Here is a 15,995-nt window from a genome sequence, read left to right as displayed (position 1 = left end):
CGATCACGCTGAGCGGGTCCGGCCGGTCACAGAAGCGCAAGGCATCGCCATAGGTCTGGATGGCGATGCTTCGCACCTCTCGCAGGTCCAGCCGGTCACGCCCCATCTTGGACAGCAGGGCCAGGGCCGCGTCGATCACCGGATGGGCATGGCGGCAGGCGGGCCAGGGTTTCAGGCTGACATCGGCGATGCACCATCCGGCCGGGCTGATCCCGGTAAGAAGGTCGGCGGGGGTGGCGCCGGGGGCCGTGGCCGCGAACAGCCCTTCAGTCCCTTCCAGGATTCGGGCCGGGCCGCGCAGTCCGGCGGCGGCCATGCGCGCGGCCAGCAGCCCGTCGCCGGCCGCCTGGGCGTTGTGGATCTGCTTGGCGTTCGACGTCGGGTCGTTGCGCGTCTCCCACAGCCCGCCCGTGCGTGTGACGGCCAGCGCCATGGCCTGGGCCAGACGGTCCCGGTCCAGGCCCAGCAGGCTGGCGCAGGCCGCCGCCGCCCCCACCGTGCCGGCGCTGGCCGTGGAATGCCAGACCCGGTAATGCCCGTCGCCCAGCGCGCGGCCCAGGCGGATCACCGCCTCATATCCGCGCACGATGGCGTCCAGCAGGGTGTCGGCATCGGCGTTCAGGGACTGGGCCAGCGCCAGGGCAGCCGGAATGACCACCGGGCCGGGATGCAGCCGGGCCCGCTTGTCCACGTCATCCATCTCATAGATGTTGCCCAGCGCCCCGTTATAGCGGGCCGCCGCTTCCGGTCCCGCCCCGCCATCACGCCCGATCACGGCGCAGGGACCGTCCGCACCATCCAGGAAGACGGCGGCCAGGGCGTCGGCCACCGGTGTGGTGGCGCCGATCACGGCGCAGCCCGCCCAATCCAGCAGATGCAGCGCCGCCCGTTTCCGCATCGCGGTGGGAACGGGGCGGGAAAGATGGTCGGCGAAGTGGGCGATCAGCGTCATTACGACCCCATTTGTCCGGACAAAAATCCGTACCATGCTTCCCCCCATCAAACAGCCATGCGATGGCTCGGCGGGACGGATTTCATCTCGCGCGTCCGACAGGTGGAGACATGGGGCCCCGGCACGGTTGACGAAGCCGTGCCGACGGGGCTTTCATCCCCCCGTCCGACGACAAGGAAAGCGCAGATTGGCCATCGCGACCGTCCCCCGTTACCAGCAGATCGCCCAGTTGCTGCGGGCCGCCATCACCGATGGCACCTACAAGGTCGGCGACCTGCTGCCGACCGAGCAGGAACTGTGCGCTCGCCACGGCATTTCCCGCCACACGGCGCGTGACGCCTTGCGCCTGTTGACCGACGCCGGGCTGGTCACGCGCAAGCGGCGGGCGGGAACCATGGTGGCGGCGGCGACGGAGCCGGCCTTGTTTGTCCAGCCACTGGGCGGGTTTCAGGATCTGCTGCAATATGCGCGGTCAGCCCGCCTGACCATCCTGGCCTATGGGCCGGCGCCGGCCGACGGCATGGCCCGTGATCTGGGCCTGGACCCCGGCGACTGGCGCGAATTGCGCGGGCTGCGCCGCGAGGGTGCCAAGGTGGTGGGCCTGACCCGTGTCCTGATCCGCGCCGATTGTGCGCCCCTGCAGGGGGAGATCGAGGAAAGCCCCACCATTGCCGACGCCGTGGAGGCCCGGTTCGGTATGGTGGCAAGCCGCATCGATCAACAGATCAGCGCCATGGTGCTGGACAGCCGTTTGGCGGCCCTGCTGGGCAGTGAACCGGGGGCCGCCGCCCTGCGCACCCGCCGCACCTATCACGACGCCAGGGGCGCCCTGTTCCTGGCCAGCGAAAGTGCGCATCCCGCCGACCGCTTCGTCTATTCGATGAGCTTCAATCGCGAAAGGGAGTGACAATCCGCCGAGGGTTTGACCCTTGGCGGATTGCAGGCTGGCGACCGCCAGCCCGGCACACGCGCCGCCGCGCCCGTCGGCGCGGATACCAGGGGTCAAAACTTTTGCCCTCTGGTATGAGGGCAGTTAACTCTGATCCCGTTCACCCGAACGTGAAGTTCGGTTTGCGCTTTTCCCGGAAGGCGTTGCGGCCTTCGATGAAATCCTCGCCTTCAATGGCATCCAGGAATTCCGCCACCGTTTCCGCATTATCGGTCAGTTGCCCGCCCAGAACACGGTTGATCATGCGCTTGGTGGCACGTGCCGTGTACTGGCTGGCTGCCGTGATCTGCCCGGCATAGTCCAGCACGGCCGTTTCCAGCGCATCGACCGCCGTCACCCGGTTGACCAGCCCTATGGCCAGCGCCTCGTCGGCCCCCAGCAGGCGGCCCGTGAACAGCAGGTCCTTGGCATGGCTGGGGCCGACGGCCTGTACCAGCCGCTTGGTATCGCCCAGCGGATAGACCAGGCCCAGCTTGCCTGGTGTGATGCCCATGCGGGCGTCGGATGCGGCAAAGCGCAGGTCGCAGGCCAGCGCCAGACCCAGCCCGCCGCCCACGCACGCGCCCTGGATCATGGCGATGGTCGGCTTCACGAAATCGGCCAGCCCGTCCATGGCGCCCGCAATATCGCCGGCATAGGCGGCGGTGCTTTCGCGCGTCTCATAGGCGGCTTCGAATTCGGAAATATCGGCCCCGGCGGCGAAGGTGCCGCCTTCCCCCTGGACCACCAGCACGCGGATGGCGGGATCGGTCGCCGCCTCGTCCAGCCGCGTGCGGACCAGCCGCCACATTTCCTGCGACAGGGCGTTGCGTTTGGCAGGGTGGTTCAGGATCAGGCGGCCGATGCCATCGGCGTCGCGGCGCAGGATCACCTTGTCGGACATGTCACACCTTGAGTGGGAAAGGGCTCACCCGTCCGCGCGCCAGCTTCCGGCGGATTTGCGGGTGGAACGCATATGATATTTGAAGCGGTCGGGGCGGTAATGGGCGTGGATCAACTGCACCGCACGCCCATCCTTGTCCCGCATCACCCGTTCCACCCGCAGCAAGGGGGAGCCGGAGGCCAGATCCAGGGCGGTGGCGATGTGGGGTTCGGCGGCGACCGCCGTTATCCATTGTTCCGCCTCGTGCGGGGTGGCGTCCACCCGTTCCAGCAGGACCAGGGTGGGGACGCTTTCCATTTCCTCCCGGCTGATCCGGGCGGCGATGTCGGCGGGCATGTACTGGATCAGATAGCTGAACGGTTCGCCCGACAATTTGCGCAGGCGCACGGCCCGCTGTACCGGTGTGCCGGGCTCGATGTCCAGCAGGGTGGCTACGGCGGCCGGGGCCGGCAGGTCGGCCAGTTCCAGCACCTGGACCTGCGTTTCCAGCCCCATGGTCTTCAGGCTGTCGATCAGATTGTCGAAACTGCCATGGACCTGGGGCAGGGCGGCGGACGCCGTCACCACCGTGCCGCGCCCGCGATGCCGGCTGACCAGATCATGGGCCGCCAGTTCGTTCAGCGCGCGCTTCACGGTGATGCGCGACACGTCAAACAGCCGGGCCAGCTCCTGCTCGCCCGGGATCACCGACTGGGCCGGAAACTCACCCGTGCGGATCTTCTCCCGCAGCACCAGATAGATCTGGTGGTACAGCGGGACAGGTGCGCTGGGGTCCAGTTGATCCGGGCTCAATCCCGCCGAGGGCAAGTCTTGGTCCATGAAGGGGCGTCCAGGGGGCATGGGGAGGGAATGCTCCCGACTTATCCGCATCTTATGCCTGCGGCACAAGGACGGCGTTGCGGTCGGGAGCGTCCCAGGCTCATGCCGACAGGGCGCTGGTCAGGTCGCCGGGCGTCACCGCCACGGTCCCGGCCCGGTCCAGCACACCCTTCAGGCTGTCGCCCAGCGCCTTGACGCGATAGGGCAGGCCGCTGACATAGGGGCGCAGGGTGAGGGTCAGCAGGCGCGGGCTGTTGAAGCGCCCCGCCTCATCCAGCAGCCAGTCGGCCGCATCGGTCACCTGCAGGGCCCATTCATGTTCGGGCCGGGTGTAGTTGATCAGGATCTGCCAGTCATCCAACTCGTTCGACAGGGGCAGGGCGGCCAGATCGCCCGATGGCGTGCGGAACCGGGTGGGCAGATCGTCATGCGCCCAATCGGCAAACCAGCTTATGCCATTGGCGGCCAGCCGGGCCGGCGTGGCAAAGCCCTCGGCCCGCGCGGGGCTGAGCCAGCCATCGGGACGGGTGCCGCCCGCCGTCTGGATCGCGTCCAGGGTGCGGGTGATATAGCCATCCTCCACCTCTGCCGGCAGGGCGGAATGGTGCAGGCTGTCCGTGTCCCAGCCATGGGCGCAGAGATTGTGCCCGTCGGACAGGACATCCCTGACCAGCCCCGGATAGCGTTCCGCCACCGCGCCCTGCACCGCGAAGGTGGCGCGCAGGCCCAGCTTGCCGAACAGTTTCAGCAGGCGATAGGCGCCGACGCGGTTGCCGTAGTCGCGGGTCGTGTAATGGCGCAGGTCGGGATAGGGCGTCTGCATGGCGCCGGGCGCCTTGAAGGGCTGCCCCGACGGGTTCAGCGGGAAAAATTCCAGCGGCACCACCACCCACAGGCCCAGCTTCGCCCCACCCGGCAGGGCGATGGGCGCGCGGTCGATGATGGGGGAGGCCGGATAATGGTCATGATCCGGGCCAGCATGACGCTTGGCATAGGTGAGGTAGCTATCGGGCAGGATGCTCATCACACGGCCCCTTTCGGGTTGAAGCCGGTGCCGGGCCGTGCATTGCCGCGCCGGGCGATGTCGGCCAGCGACTGGTCGTAATGGTTGGTCCTGTAGAATTCGGCGATTTCCTTGGCCGTCGTCACCCAGACATCGTCGCGGTGGCTGGTGATGTAGCGCAGCGCCTCGCGGAACGGACCGATCCGGTGGGGATGGCCGACCAGATAGGCGTGCAGCGGGATGCACATGACGGTTCCCGTTTCCGCCCCTTCTTCCAGCAACTGGTCGAAATGGCGCATCAGGGCGTCGGCATAGGCGCGCGGGCTCTGGTGATAGACGCCATAGGTGATGACGTCGTTGACTTCCAGGCTGTAGGGCATGGAGATCAGGCGGTTGTCGCCCTTCACCTTCAGGGGCTGCGGCTGGTCATCCTGGAACAGGTCGCAGCTATACCAGAACCCGTATTCGGCCAGCAGGTCCAGCGTGCGTTCGGTATGGGTCAGCGCCGGGGCCAGATAGCCCCGGATCCGCTGCCCCGTCGCGTCCATGACGGACTTGATGCTGTCTTCCAGCACGGCGCGTTCCTGCGCCTCCGTCATGTTATAGGAATAACGGGTGTTATAGATGCCGTGGCTGAAGAACTCCCAGTCGCGGTCCACGCAGGCGCGGATGATTTCCGGGTGATGGTCCAGCATGGCAACGGACAGGCTGATGCTGCCGCGCACCTTGAACTCGTCCATCACCTCCATCAGCCGCCAATGCCCCACCCGGTTGCCCCAGTCGCGTGCCGAATAGGGCACGATGTCGGGATGCGGCCGGCCCCAGGGCTTGCGCGACGGGTTGGTCGGCGGGTCCAGTTCATAGAATTCGATATTCGGCGCCACCCAGAAGGCGACCTTCTTGTTGCCGGGCCAGGTGATTTTAGGCCGGTCACGGTAGGGCCAGAAATCGTAGAGATGGGGATCGCTATGCATCGTGTCCGTCCTCCCGCTCAACCGGCCAGCGCGGCTAGATGGGCATCAACCTCGGCCACAGTCACGACATCGGCATATTTCAGCAGAAGGTCGGTCAGGTTGGCGTAATGGTAGCTTTCATGCTTATCGGCCACGCATTCCTCCGCCACGATGGTGCGGTAGCCGTGGGACAGGCTGTCCACTGCGGTCGCCCGCACACAGCCCGACGTGCTGCCGCCCGTCACGATGACCGTGTCCACCTTGTGCCAGACCAGATAGCTGGGCAGCGGCGTTTCAAAAAACGCTGACGGCATGCGCTTGTCATAGACAAGGTCGACGGCAGGGTCGATTTCCACGCGCGGGTCGAAGGCGTGGCGGTCGCTGCCGGCCTTGATGTTCTGCAAACTGTCGGGCGTGTTGGTGCGTGTGCCCCAGACGCCGGCATCACCGGCATCCGGCTTGTACATCACGCGGGTCCAGACGACGGGCATGCCCAGCCGGCGCGCGGCCGCACTGATCCGGTTCACATGCGTGATCTGATCCGGGTCGGTGACATAGGCGGTCTTGGGGAACAGATCGGGCCGCGTATAGGCCTGCTGGAAGTCGACATTCACGATGGCCACCCGGCTGCCGAAGCCGAACTTCGCGCGGGTCGGATTGGCCTTCACCTGTTCAAACAACTGGCGGGCCGTTTTTTCCTCCCGCACCATCGTCGGCTCAAACCGCATCTGTTCGCCTCGTTTGCATGATGATTGGTATAACTTTATACCATTTAATCGCATTTGCCGGGGCGTATCAATGGGGATTTTATTCCAAGAGCCATGGAGCATTGCTCTTGGTCTGTGCACGCGCCCTCACGCGCCGGGCGCCGCCATCCGGCGGCTTGGGCTTGCGCGCACATGGGTGCGCGGGCCGCCAGTCGGCGGCCTCCAAGGGGCATGGGCCATGACCCTTCGCCGGTGCGTCATCCCAGGTCGGCCTCGCCAATGGGTGTCGGGCCGGGCTGGCCGGTGATCTCTGCCATGGTCTCGGCGAAGCAATCGGCCACCCAGGACCGGAAAGCGCGGGCGCTGGCGCTTGGCACCGTGCCGGTCTGCCAGACCAGATAATAACCGTAGAGATCCTCGGCCTTGATGTCGAACAGCCGCACCAGCCGCCCGCGCTTGATCTCTTCCTGCACCATCAGGCTGCCGGCCAGCGCCACGCCCTGGCCGCTGCTGGCGACCTCCACCAGCATTGAACTGTCGGACAGGGTCAGGCCGGCGGCGGGTTCGGGCAGGCGCAGCCCGGCCGCGCGCAGCCAGGGCGACCAGCTTTGCCAGCCATGGCGCAGCAAGGTACAGCGCCGCAGATCTTCCGGCGTGCGGATATCCAGCCGGTCGCGATAGTCGGGCGTGCAAACGGGATAGAAGATTTCTCCCCCCAACCGCAAGCTGGTGCAGTTGGGCCAGTCGCCGGAACCGTAGCGTACGGCCAGATCGACGCCGCGCACCAGGAATTCCTCCAGGTCCGCCGTGGACCGGATGGTCACGGCGACGTCGGGCATGATCTGCGTGAAACTGCCCAGACGGGGCAGCAGCCAGCGCGTGGCCAGGGCCGGGTGGATGGAGATGACCAGCCGTTCACTGCCATCGGCGCGGCGATGGTTGGGAAAGGCGCGATCCAGGATGGCCAGCGCCTGACGCACATGCGCCAGCAGGGTCACGGCCTCCCGCGTTGGCACCATGCCGCGTCCGACCCGCCGGAACAGCGTCAGGCCCAGCCGTTCCTCCAACTCACGGATCCGGTGACTGATGGCGCCGTGGGTCAGGCCCAACTCATCGGCGGCGGCGGAGTAGCTGCCATGGGTGGCGGCGCGATCCAGCGCCCGCAGGGTCTCGATCGAGGGAAGGCTGCGCATCGGCTCTTCCTAGGTATTGTGAAATTCTTTCACATTGTAGGCCAAATCATATCGTTTGTCATCGCGTGTCATTTCCCGGACGCTACCGTCCAACAAACAAGGAGCACGCCAATGACGAGTGCCCTGAACACAGGTGAGACGGGTCAAGGGCAGTTGGAACGGGTTCGTAGAGCGCTCCGGTCCGGCTGGTATATGGTAATCCTGCTCACAACAGCGCAGATCGTTTCCTATATCGACCGTTTCCTTCCCAGCCTGTTGATCGGCCCGATCAAGGCCGATCTGGGCCTGAGCGATTTCCAGGTTGGATTGTTGCTGGGCCCCGCCTTTGGCGTGTTCTATGTGCTGATGGGTTTGCCGCTGGGCTGGATGGCTGACCGGTTCAACCGGCGCGGCATCCTGGCCGCCGGCATTACCATCTGGTGTTCGATGACGGCGCTGGCCAGCCTGGCCAAGGGTTTTCCGGCCCTGTTCGCCACCCGCCTGGGCGTCGGCCTGGGGGAGGCGGCGCTGGCGCCCTGCACGGTCTCCCTGATCAGTGACCGGTTCCCCCGTGAAAAGCGGGCCCGCGCGCTGTCCATGTTCATGTCGGGCACCTTCCTGGGGGCGGGCGCCGCCTTCCTGCTGGGCGGGCCGCTGGTCCATGCCGTCGCCGGCCTGCCGGGCGTGGTTGTGCCGCTGCTGGGCGAGTTGAAGCCCTGGCAGATGAGTTTCCTGATCGTCGGCCTGCCGGGCCTGCTGCTGGCCGGCCTGATGTTCACCTTCGCCGAGCCGCCGCGCCAGGAACGTGTGGTGGACGCGGAATCCGGTCTGGATGGGCAGAAGGCGTCCATCCCCCAGGCGCTGCGCTTCATCCAGAAACGCTGGCGGGCCTTCGGTGTGCTGTTCGTGGGATCGGCCGCCGTCGTCACCATGGGGTCGCTGGCTTTCTGGAATGCCAGCCTGTTCGAACGCAGTTTCGGCTGGAATGTCCGTGATGTCGGCATCGCCACCGGCGTGATGTTCCTGACCGGCGGTCCCATCGGCACCGCCCTGGGCGTCTGGCTCACCAATCGCTGGATCAAGGCGGGGCACAAGGATGCGACCATGCGGGCGCTGCTGTGCGGGCTGTTCGTGGCCGTGCCGGGCTTCGCCGCCTATCCGGTGATGCCCACGGCGGAACTGGCCATCGCCGCCCTGTTCTTCGCCTTCGTGGGCCAGGCCATGGCCGCCGCCGCCGGTCCCGCCTCCCTCAGCCTGCTGGCACCGGGTCAGATCAAGTCGCAGGCCACGGCCATCTATTATCTGGTGATCTCCATCTCCGGACAATTGATCGGTCCGCCGCCCGTGGGTTGGATGACCGATATGTTCGGGGACCCCGCCAAGCTGGGCTGGGCCATGACCATCGAAGCCGCCACCGTCGGCGGGGCCGCCCTGATCATCCTGTGCTTCGGTCTGCCGGCCTATCGCAAGGGTGTCGAAGCGGTGGAGCGCATGATCGGCGAGGGGGATCGCAGCCATGGCTGAGCCGACCCGTCCCTTGCTGGGCACCATCCGTGCCGTTACCCATGTCGTTCCCGACCTGTCGGTGATCCGCACCGCCTATGGTGAGGTGCTGGGATATCGGGTGGTGGAGGAAGGGCTGGTGCCGGTCGCCGTCGCCGTTTCCTGGTCCGCACCCGCCATGGCGGGCCGGCCATACCTGACCCTGGCGCCGGCCTGCGGCACCCCTGCCTATCTGCGCTTTGTGGAAAGCAAGGCGGCGACGGGATGGCAGGCGCTGACCACCCATGGCTGGAACGCCACCGAGATTGTGGTGCAGCAGGTGGATGCGCTGGCCGCGACGCTGGAGAACAGCCCGTTCTTCCGCATCATCGGCCCGCCGAAAAGCCTGCAGCGCTTCCCCATGATCCGCGCCATGCAGGTGCTGGGTCCGGCCGGTGAGTGCCTGTATTTCACCCAGGTGGGCGATGGCAGCGGTCTTGACCTGGCCCAGGCCCGGGCCTTCGTGGGCCATGTCTTCATCGTCGTGGCGGGCGGGGCGGACCTGCCGGCGATGTTCAACGCCTATGCGGGTTTCAGCAATGAAATCGACCCGCCGGTGTCCACCAAGGTGCAGGTGATCTCCTGGGCCAACGGCCTGCCGCCGGAGACCGAACATGCACACGGTCTGATCAAACTGCCGCACGGCACCCTGATCGAGCTGGACGCCTATCCGGACGTGACGCGCCCCCGGTCCTGCCCGGACGGGGAACTGCCGCCCGGTATGGCGATGGTGAGTTTTGCGGTCGACGACCCGGCCCTGCTGGAAGACGCGGCCACCCTGCCGGCGCTGCTGCCGGGCGGCGGTGCCGCCACCTGCCGGCGCGGTGCGGCGGGCGAATGGATCGAACTGGTCGGGCCGGCGTGACCGGCCCCGCTACGAAAGGAGCGTGAACCATGGCAATGGCACTGGAAGACCGGGCCAACCTGGATTTCGTCTTGAGCCTGCGACGCCATTGGGCGGGGACCGTCTATCCAAGGCTGCGGGGGGATTTTGATGCCATCGATCCGCCGCCGCCGGTGGTGAACGACCCCGCCAGCCTGGCGCCGCTGGTCCAGGGTCTGCCGACATATCCGTGGTTTTCCTGGCTGGAGCGCGGGTCGCAGAAGATGCTGTGGCGGGCCGTGACCGATGCGGTGGTGCATGAAGGCCCGCTTTCGCCTCCGCCTGCCGGCCCAGCCAGCGTGGAGCCGGACCCCGATCTGGTGCTGCCGCAATGGTATACGGACTGGGACATTCACCTGCAGCCGGGCAGTTTCTGGTCCCACGATCTGGCGGGCCGCGTCTATGAGCTGGGCGCCCGGCTGGTGATGCTGGGCGAGAATGACGATTACGGTTTCCATCGCCTGTTCGTGCAGACGGCGCTGCCGGCCCGACCCTATCGCCGGATCGTCGATATGGGCTGTGGCTTCGGTAAATCCGCCTGGCCCATGAAGCAGGCCTTTCCCGAGGCGGAAGTGATCGGCGTCGATCTGGCGCTGCCCTGTCTGGAACTGGCGGCCCGGCGGGCCAGCGAACGCGGCCTTGCCGTGCGCTTCCGTCAGGCCGACGCCGTGGCCACGGGGCTGGAAGCGGGAAGCGCCGATCTGGTGACCTCCACCATGTTCGTGCATGAGGTGCCGACCGATGTGCTGCCCGCCATCTTCACCGAGGCGTCGCGTCTGCTGGCGCCCGGCGGTCTGCTGCGCTTCCTGGATTTTCAGCGTACCGGTGATGGCTTGCGCGATCTGGCCATGATCGAACATGGCGCGCGCAACAACGAACCTTTCCTGCCGCCGATGATCGCCGCCGACCTGCCCGCCATGGCGGCAGCGGCCGGTCTGGTGAATGTCCGCTGGGTCGGTTTCGACGAACGCGGTGGCGGCCGGCAGGAGACGCTGTCCTGGCCCCGCCGTTCCGAATGGCATTTCCCCTGGGCCGTCCTTGAAGCGGAGAAGCCGCAATGATCCCCACCCTGCCACCCATGCAGCCGGATATCGGCCGGCTGACCGGGCTCGTCTTCGAATTGGCCGCCCAGCTTCATATCGAGCGCACCCGCCGGCTGGCGCTGGAAACCGCGCTGGAACGGGCAGGTACGCTGCCGTCAGGCGCGATCGAGGCCCTTGCCGATGACGCGCCGCTGCTGGCCCGCTCCCGCCAGGAGCTGGAGGCGTCGATGCGCAAGCTTCTGCGGGTGCTGGGCGACGATCCCGATCCGCGCACGCCGCTTTCCGGCGATGTCCCGTCCCGTCCTTCATCGGTTTGAGGAGCCACGATTTTGGCACGCTCATGGGTAGAGTTCGTCCAAGCGCAGCATATTCCCTGGCAGCCCCATGATCTCTGGGGCTTGGCGCCGGGCGTGGAGATGCGGCTGCTCAGCCGGGACGATGATAATGGCGCGGTCAGCATGCTGGTCCGCTATCCCGCCGGTTATGGCATTCCTGCCGGCACCCTGCCGGTGGACGTGGAATTCCTGGTCATCGACGGGTCGCTGACCGTTGATGGCCAGGATTATGGCCATCTCTGCTTCGCCCATCTGCCGGCCGGGTTCCAGCGTGGCGCCCTGTCCAGCCCGTCGGGTGCGGTGGTGCTGACCTTCCTGTCGGCCGATCCGACGGGTGTCACGGCGCCCGCGACCTATGACCCCGCCCGGCTGGTGCTGCGGGCCGACGGATATCAGGTGCCGTACACCGGTAATTTCCATCCGGAATTCCCGCCCGGTGCCGGGCGCAAGCTGCTCTACAAGGACCCGGTGACGGGTGATGTCTCCTGGATCCTGGGCACCCTGCCGGTGCGGTGGGCGGAACGGTCGGAGATCCATCCCACCGTGGAGGAGATGTATCTGCTGAGCGGTGAGGTCCACGCCAATCGCGGTGTCATGCGGCCCGGCGCCTATTTCTGGCGCCCGCCGGAGGTGCCGCACGGCCCCTTCGGCACGCTGACCGGCAACCTTTATTTCTTCCGGACCAAGGGCGGGCCGCTGACCACGGAATATGTGGCGCCCGAACGTCCCTTCCAATGGTGGCCGCCCTATGACCCGGTGCTGCCGCCATCGCTGGAGAGCTGCCGCGGCGAAGTGCCCGGCACCCCGCTCGCTTACTGAGGTTCGGTGGACAAGGCGCAACCGCCGCCGCCAAGATCAACAATCAGATATGGGATGCATCACAATGAAGGCCAAGTTTCTGGGAACCGTGTCGCTGACCCTTATCGCTGCGATGGCGGCGACAAACAGCATGGCACAGACGGCCCCTCCGGCTGCCGCCGAGGAGACCTTCCAGCTTGAAGAGATCGTGGTGTCGGCACAGCGCCGCCTGCAGAACCTGCAGGAGGTGCCTCTGGCCGTCTCCTCCCTGGGGGCCGCCGATCTGGAGAACAAGCAGATCCAAAGCACCATCGACCTGATCCGGGAAATCCCCAATCTGGTCGGTAACAACAATGTCGGTCTGGGCAGCTCCAACACCTACTACATCCGTGGCATCGGCAATACGGAATCCATCGCCACGCAGGACGTGCCGGTCGGTACCTATGTCGACGACGTCTATATCTCGCGCCAGAACGCCAATAATTTCGGCCTGTTCGATGTGGAGCGGATCGAGGTGCTGCGTGGCCCCCAGGGCACCTTGTTCGGCCGCAACACCACCGGCGGCGCCATCAACGTCATCATGAAGAAGCCGTCCAGCAAGGCCGGCGGCTATCTGGAGGCAGGGGCCGGCCGGTTCGGCGCCATCGATGTCCGCACCAGCATCGACGCCCCGCTCGCCGACAAGGTTCTGACCAAGATCAGCGCCTATCGCAGCAGCAGCGACGGTTATGTCACCCAGCGGTCGACGGGCAACAAATTCAACGGAACGGATGCCTATGGCCTGCGCGGCGCTGTGCGCCTGCTGCCCAATGACGACCTGACGATCGACCTCTCGGGTGATTATGTCGATCAGGAAGCCTCCAACCTGATCAATTATGTCGATCCGGTCACGGGCAAGCGCGTGTCCAGCCTGGGCATCGTCCAGGGCTCGCTGGCCAATTACTTCACGGGTTCCAAGGCCCGCAACAAGCCGGGCAATGAGACCAAGAACTGGTCGCTGGCCTCCAACATCGCCTGGGAAGTTGGCGGCGTGACGGTCAATTCCATCACCGGCTACCGCGATACGACCCAGCGCTATTATATCGACAGCAACCCGGCCGCCCCCAACCCGATCCCGACCGGCGTGTCGCCGATCACCAATTACAGCCGGCACAAGCAGTTCTCGCAGGAACTGAAGGTCAACGGCCTGGTGTTCGACGACAAGCTGAACTACACGGCCGGCCTTTATTACCTGCACGAGAACAATGACACCGACCTGGGCACCGGTGTCGGTACGGCGACGGGCTTTACGGTCAGCGGCGACCGCACCATCTCCAACGATCTGGATTCCTATGCCGCCTACCTGCAGGGCGATTACAAGGTGACCGACGCGCTGACCGCGACTGTCGGCGTGCGCCTGTCGCGTGAGGTCAAGGATCTGGAAGTGACAACCAATGCCGGTGCCCGGGGGCCTGTGTTCAGCACCGCCCTGATCGAGGCGTCGGGCATTCCCACCGAGTTGAAGAACACCTTCGTCACCCCGCGCTTCGCCCTGTCCTATCAGGTTGATGACGATGTGATGGTCTATGCGTCGGTGACGCGTGGCGAGAAGTCGGGCGGCTGGAATGGCCGCGCCCTGTCCAACAACCTGTTCTATGCCTTCAAGCCGGAGAAGGTCTGGTCGGAAGAGGTTGGTGTCCGTGCCGACCTGTTCGACCGGACCCTGCGTCTGAACGCCACCGCCTTCTACAGCGAGGCGGAGGATGTGCAGATTTCCGCGGCCTATACCACGGCCCAGGGTGCGCGCATCTTCACCACCACGAACCCCGCCGGCCTGCGCAATTATGGCGGCGAGCTGGAAATGCTGTGGCGGCCGCTCCAGGGGCTGAGCATCAATGGTTCGGTGGGCCTGCAGCATGCCCGCTATATCGACATTTCCGACGATGTGCAGATCCAGTTGGCGAACTGCCAGGCGGCGTTGGCTGCACGCAACGCCACGGCCATCGCGGCCAATTGCAATCGCGGCTTCGTCGATTTCAAGGGCCGGATCGCCCGTCCGGTGCGCGCGCCGGACTTCTCCGGTATCCTGTCGGCCACTTATGATGTCGAGACGGATAGCGGCCTGTTCCGGCCGACGGTCGGCTTCAACTACAATAACGGTTATGCCATCGGCAATGCCGGCAACACGGACAGCACCGATGGCGCCTGGACGCCGCACCAGATGCTGTGGAATGCCAGCCTGGCCTTTGAACCGGCGGCCTATCCGGACCTGACCCTGTCGGTCGGGTGCAAGAACTGCACGGACCAGAATTACAAGGTCTCCTTCCTTTCGGCGACGTCGATTTTCCTGAACGAGCCGATGACCTGGGACGTGCGGGCGCGTTACCGCTTCTGATCCCTTCCGATGTGAAGCCTCGACTTCACACCGTCGATTACGGAACCCGGTCGCCCCCTGGCGGCCGGGTTTTTTTATGCCGCCGTCGCATCGGCGGGGTGACAAGCCCTTGCATTGGTGATAATGGTATATTTATATATCATTTGAAATCGAAGCAGCACTGGATTGGACTATGGGGCGTTCGCTTGTCGAAAAACTGTGGGAACGACACCGTGTCGCCGATCTGGGCGACGGGACCGACCTGCTTTACATCGACCGGGTGCTGCTGCATGAGCGCACGGGGTCCATGGCGCTGAAAGGCTTGCAGGAACAGGGGCGTTCCGTGCGCCATCCCGACCGGGCCTTTGTCTGCATGGACCATATTGTCGATACGCTGCCGGGGCGCAGTGATGCGACCGTCATGCCCGGCGGCACCGCCTTCATCCAGGAAACCCGGGCCGCGGCGGCGGAAGCCGGCATCCGCGTCTTCGACATTGGCGACAACCGCCAGGGCATCGTGCATGTCGTGTCGCCCGAACAGGGCATCGCCCTGCCGGGCGCCACCCTGGTCTGTCCCGACAGTCATACCTGCACCCAGGGTGGGCTGGGGGCGTTGGCCTGGGGTATCGGGTCGACGGAGGCCGCGCACGCGCTGGCCACCCAGACCCTGGTGGTCAAGCGGCCCCGGACCATGCGGGTGCGGTTCGAGGGGGCGTTGCCCCCCGGTGTGGGGGCGAAGGATATGATCTTGCACCTGATCGCTGCCCATGGGGCCGGCGGCGGGGCGGGTTACGCCATTGAATTTGCCGGGTCCGCCGTCACCGCCCTGTCGGTGGAGGCGCGCATGACCCTGTGCAACATGGCGGTGGAGTTTGCCGCCTGGACCGGGCTGGTGGCGCCGGATACCAAGACCATCGACTGGGTGAAGGGTCGTCCCTTCGCGCCCAAGGGCGGGTTGTGGGATGCGGCCGTCACCGACTGGCAGGGGTTGGCCAGCGATGCCGATGCGCAATTCGACAAGGAGATCCTGGTCGACTGCGCCGATATCGCCCCCACCATCACCTGGGGCACCAGCCCGCAACATGCGGTTCCGCTGACGGGGACGGTGCCTGATCCGGAGATGGCCGACGCCAATGCGGCGCAGGCACAGCGCCGGGCGCTGGACTATATGGGCCTGAAGGCGGGCGACGCCCTGATCGGTCTGCCCATTGACGGCGCCTTTATCGGCAGTTGCACCAACAGTCGCCTGTCGGACCTGCGCGCGGCTGCCGCCGTGCTGAAGGGGCGCAAGGTGGCGGCCGGTGTGCGCGCCATCTGCGTTCCCGGCTCCATGCAGGTGAAGGCGGCGGCAGAGGCGGAGGGGCTGCATCTGGTCTTCCGCGAGGCCGGTTTCGAATGGCGCGAAAGCGGCTGTTCCATGTGCTTCTTCGCGGGCGGGGAACATTTCGGCAAGGGGGAGCGTGTCGTCACCTCCACAAACCGCAATTTCGAAAACCGCCAGGGGCCGGGCACCCGCTCGCATCTGGCCAGCCCCGTGACGGTGGCGGCATCGGCCATCGCCGGCCATATCGCCGATCCGCGTCCGCTGCTGGGGGGGAATTGA

Annotated in this window: 15 protein-coding genes; 8 read left to right on the top strand and 7 right to left on the bottom strand. The window is 66.0% G+C overall.

The window, feature by feature from the left end; translation table 11 throughout:
- Positions 1 to 952, bottom strand: a 952-nt coding sequence (locus KBA48_RS17170; protein ID WP_292908551.1) for an MmgE/PrpD family protein, incomplete at its 3' end; no start/stop codon positions are given.
- A 187-nt stretch (positions 953 to 1,139) separates the two neighbouring features.
- On the opposite strand from KBA48_RS17170, the gene KBA48_RS17165 reads away from it, so the two are divergent.
- Positions 1,140 to 1,859, top strand: coding sequence for a GntR family transcriptional regulator (locus tag KBA48_RS17165; RefSeq protein ID WP_292908549.1), 720 nt, complete (start codon positions 1,140 to 1,142; stop codon positions 1,857 to 1,859).
- A gap of 142 nt (positions 1,860 to 2,001) precedes the next feature.
- On the opposite strand, the gene KBA48_RS17160 is transcribed toward KBA48_RS17165, so the two are convergent.
- From KBA48_RS17160 to KBA48_RS17135, 6 genes are all read right to left on the bottom strand, one after another.
- The gene (locus tag KBA48_RS17160; protein ID WP_292908547.1) at positions 2,002 to 2,784 is read right to left on the bottom strand and encodes an enoyl-CoA hydratase-related protein; all 783 of its coding nucleotides are present in this window, start codon (positions 2,782 to 2,784) and stop codon (positions 2,002 to 2,004) included.
- A 24-nt stretch (positions 2,785 to 2,808) separates the two neighbouring features.
- Positions 2,809 to 3,603 (bottom strand): GntR family transcriptional regulator, encoded by a 795-nt coding sequence (locus KBA48_RS17155; protein WP_292908545.1) that lies wholly within the window; start codon positions 3,601 to 3,603, stop codon positions 2,809 to 2,811.
- A 100-nt stretch (positions 3,604 to 3,703) separates the two neighbouring features.
- Positions 3,704 to 4,627, bottom strand: coding sequence for a polysaccharide deacetylase family protein (locus KBA48_RS17150; RefSeq protein WP_292908543.1), 924 nt, complete (start codon positions 4,625 to 4,627; stop codon positions 3,704 to 3,706).
- Positions 4,627 to 5,580: a polysaccharide deacetylase family protein gene (locus KBA48_RS17145; RefSeq protein WP_292908541.1), complete on the bottom strand. Its 954-nt coding sequence runs from the start codon at positions 5,578 to 5,580 to the stop codon at positions 4,627 to 4,629. The genes KBA48_RS17150 and KBA48_RS17145 overlap by 1 nt, the downstream gene beginning before the upstream one ends.
- Positions 5,581 to 5,597: 17 nt before the next feature.
- On the bottom strand, positions 5,598 to 6,287 hold the full coding sequence (locus tag KBA48_RS17140; RefSeq protein ID WP_292908539.1) for an isochorismatase family protein: 690 nt from the start codon (positions 6,285 to 6,287) through the stop codon (positions 5,598 to 5,600).
- Between the two features lie 236 nt (positions 6,288 to 6,523).
- Positions 6,524 to 7,459, bottom strand: a complete 936-nt coding sequence (locus KBA48_RS17135; protein ID WP_292908537.1) for a LysR substrate-binding domain-containing protein — start codon at positions 7,457 to 7,459, stop codon at positions 6,524 to 6,526.
- Positions 7,460 to 7,651: 192 nt separating this feature from the next.
- On the opposite strand from KBA48_RS17135, the gene KBA48_RS17130 reads away from it, so the two are divergent.
- The 7 genes from KBA48_RS17130 to KBA48_RS17100 all read left to right on the top strand — a co-directional run bounded on the left by KBA48_RS17130 (position 7,652) and on the right by KBA48_RS17100 (position 15,995).
- Positions 7,652 to 8,962 (top strand): MFS transporter, encoded by a 1,311-nt coding sequence (locus KBA48_RS17130; protein ID WP_292908535.1) that lies wholly within the window; start codon positions 7,652 to 7,654, stop codon positions 8,960 to 8,962.
- Entirely contained in the window at positions 8,955 to 9,845 is an 891-nt protein-coding gene (locus KBA48_RS17125) for a hypothetical protein (RefSeq protein ID WP_292908533.1), read from the top strand. Before KBA48_RS17130 ends, KBA48_RS17125 begins: the two co-directional genes overlap by 8 nt.
- 29 nt (positions 9,846 to 9,874) lie before the next feature.
- Positions 9,875 to 10,924 (top strand): class I SAM-dependent methyltransferase, encoded by a 1,050-nt coding sequence (locus KBA48_RS17120; protein WP_292908531.1) that lies wholly within the window; start codon positions 9,875 to 9,877, stop codon positions 10,922 to 10,924.
- Positions 10,921 to 11,223: a hypothetical protein gene (locus KBA48_RS17115; protein ID WP_292908529.1), complete on the top strand. Its 303-nt coding sequence runs from the start codon at positions 10,921 to 10,923 to the stop codon at positions 11,221 to 11,223. The genes KBA48_RS17120 and KBA48_RS17115 overlap by 4 nt, the downstream gene beginning before the upstream one ends.
- A gap of 12 nt (positions 11,224 to 11,235) precedes the next feature.
- Positions 11,236 to 12,060, top strand: a complete 825-nt coding sequence (locus KBA48_RS17110) for a DUF4437 domain-containing protein (protein WP_292908527.1) — start codon at positions 11,236 to 11,238, stop codon at positions 12,058 to 12,060.
- Between the two features lie 64 nt (positions 12,061 to 12,124).
- Positions 12,125 to 14,413, top strand: a complete 2,289-nt coding sequence (locus KBA48_RS17105; RefSeq protein ID WP_292908525.1) for a TonB-dependent receptor — start codon at positions 12,125 to 12,127, stop codon at positions 14,411 to 14,413.
- 172 nt (positions 14,414 to 14,585) lie between these two features.
- Entirely contained in the window at positions 14,586 to 15,995 is a 1,410-nt protein-coding gene (locus KBA48_RS17100) for a 3-isopropylmalate dehydratase large subunit (RefSeq protein ID WP_292908523.1), read from the top strand.

The sequence above is a fragment of the Niveispirillum sp. genome (genome assembly GCF_017996735.1).
In the GTDB taxonomy this organism is placed as follows: domain Bacteria; phylum Pseudomonadota; class Alphaproteobacteria; order Azospirillales; family Azospirillaceae; genus Niveispirillum.
The sequence above is the reverse complement of the archived record's forward strand: the minus strand, read 5'-3'. Positions and strand labels throughout refer to the sequence as shown.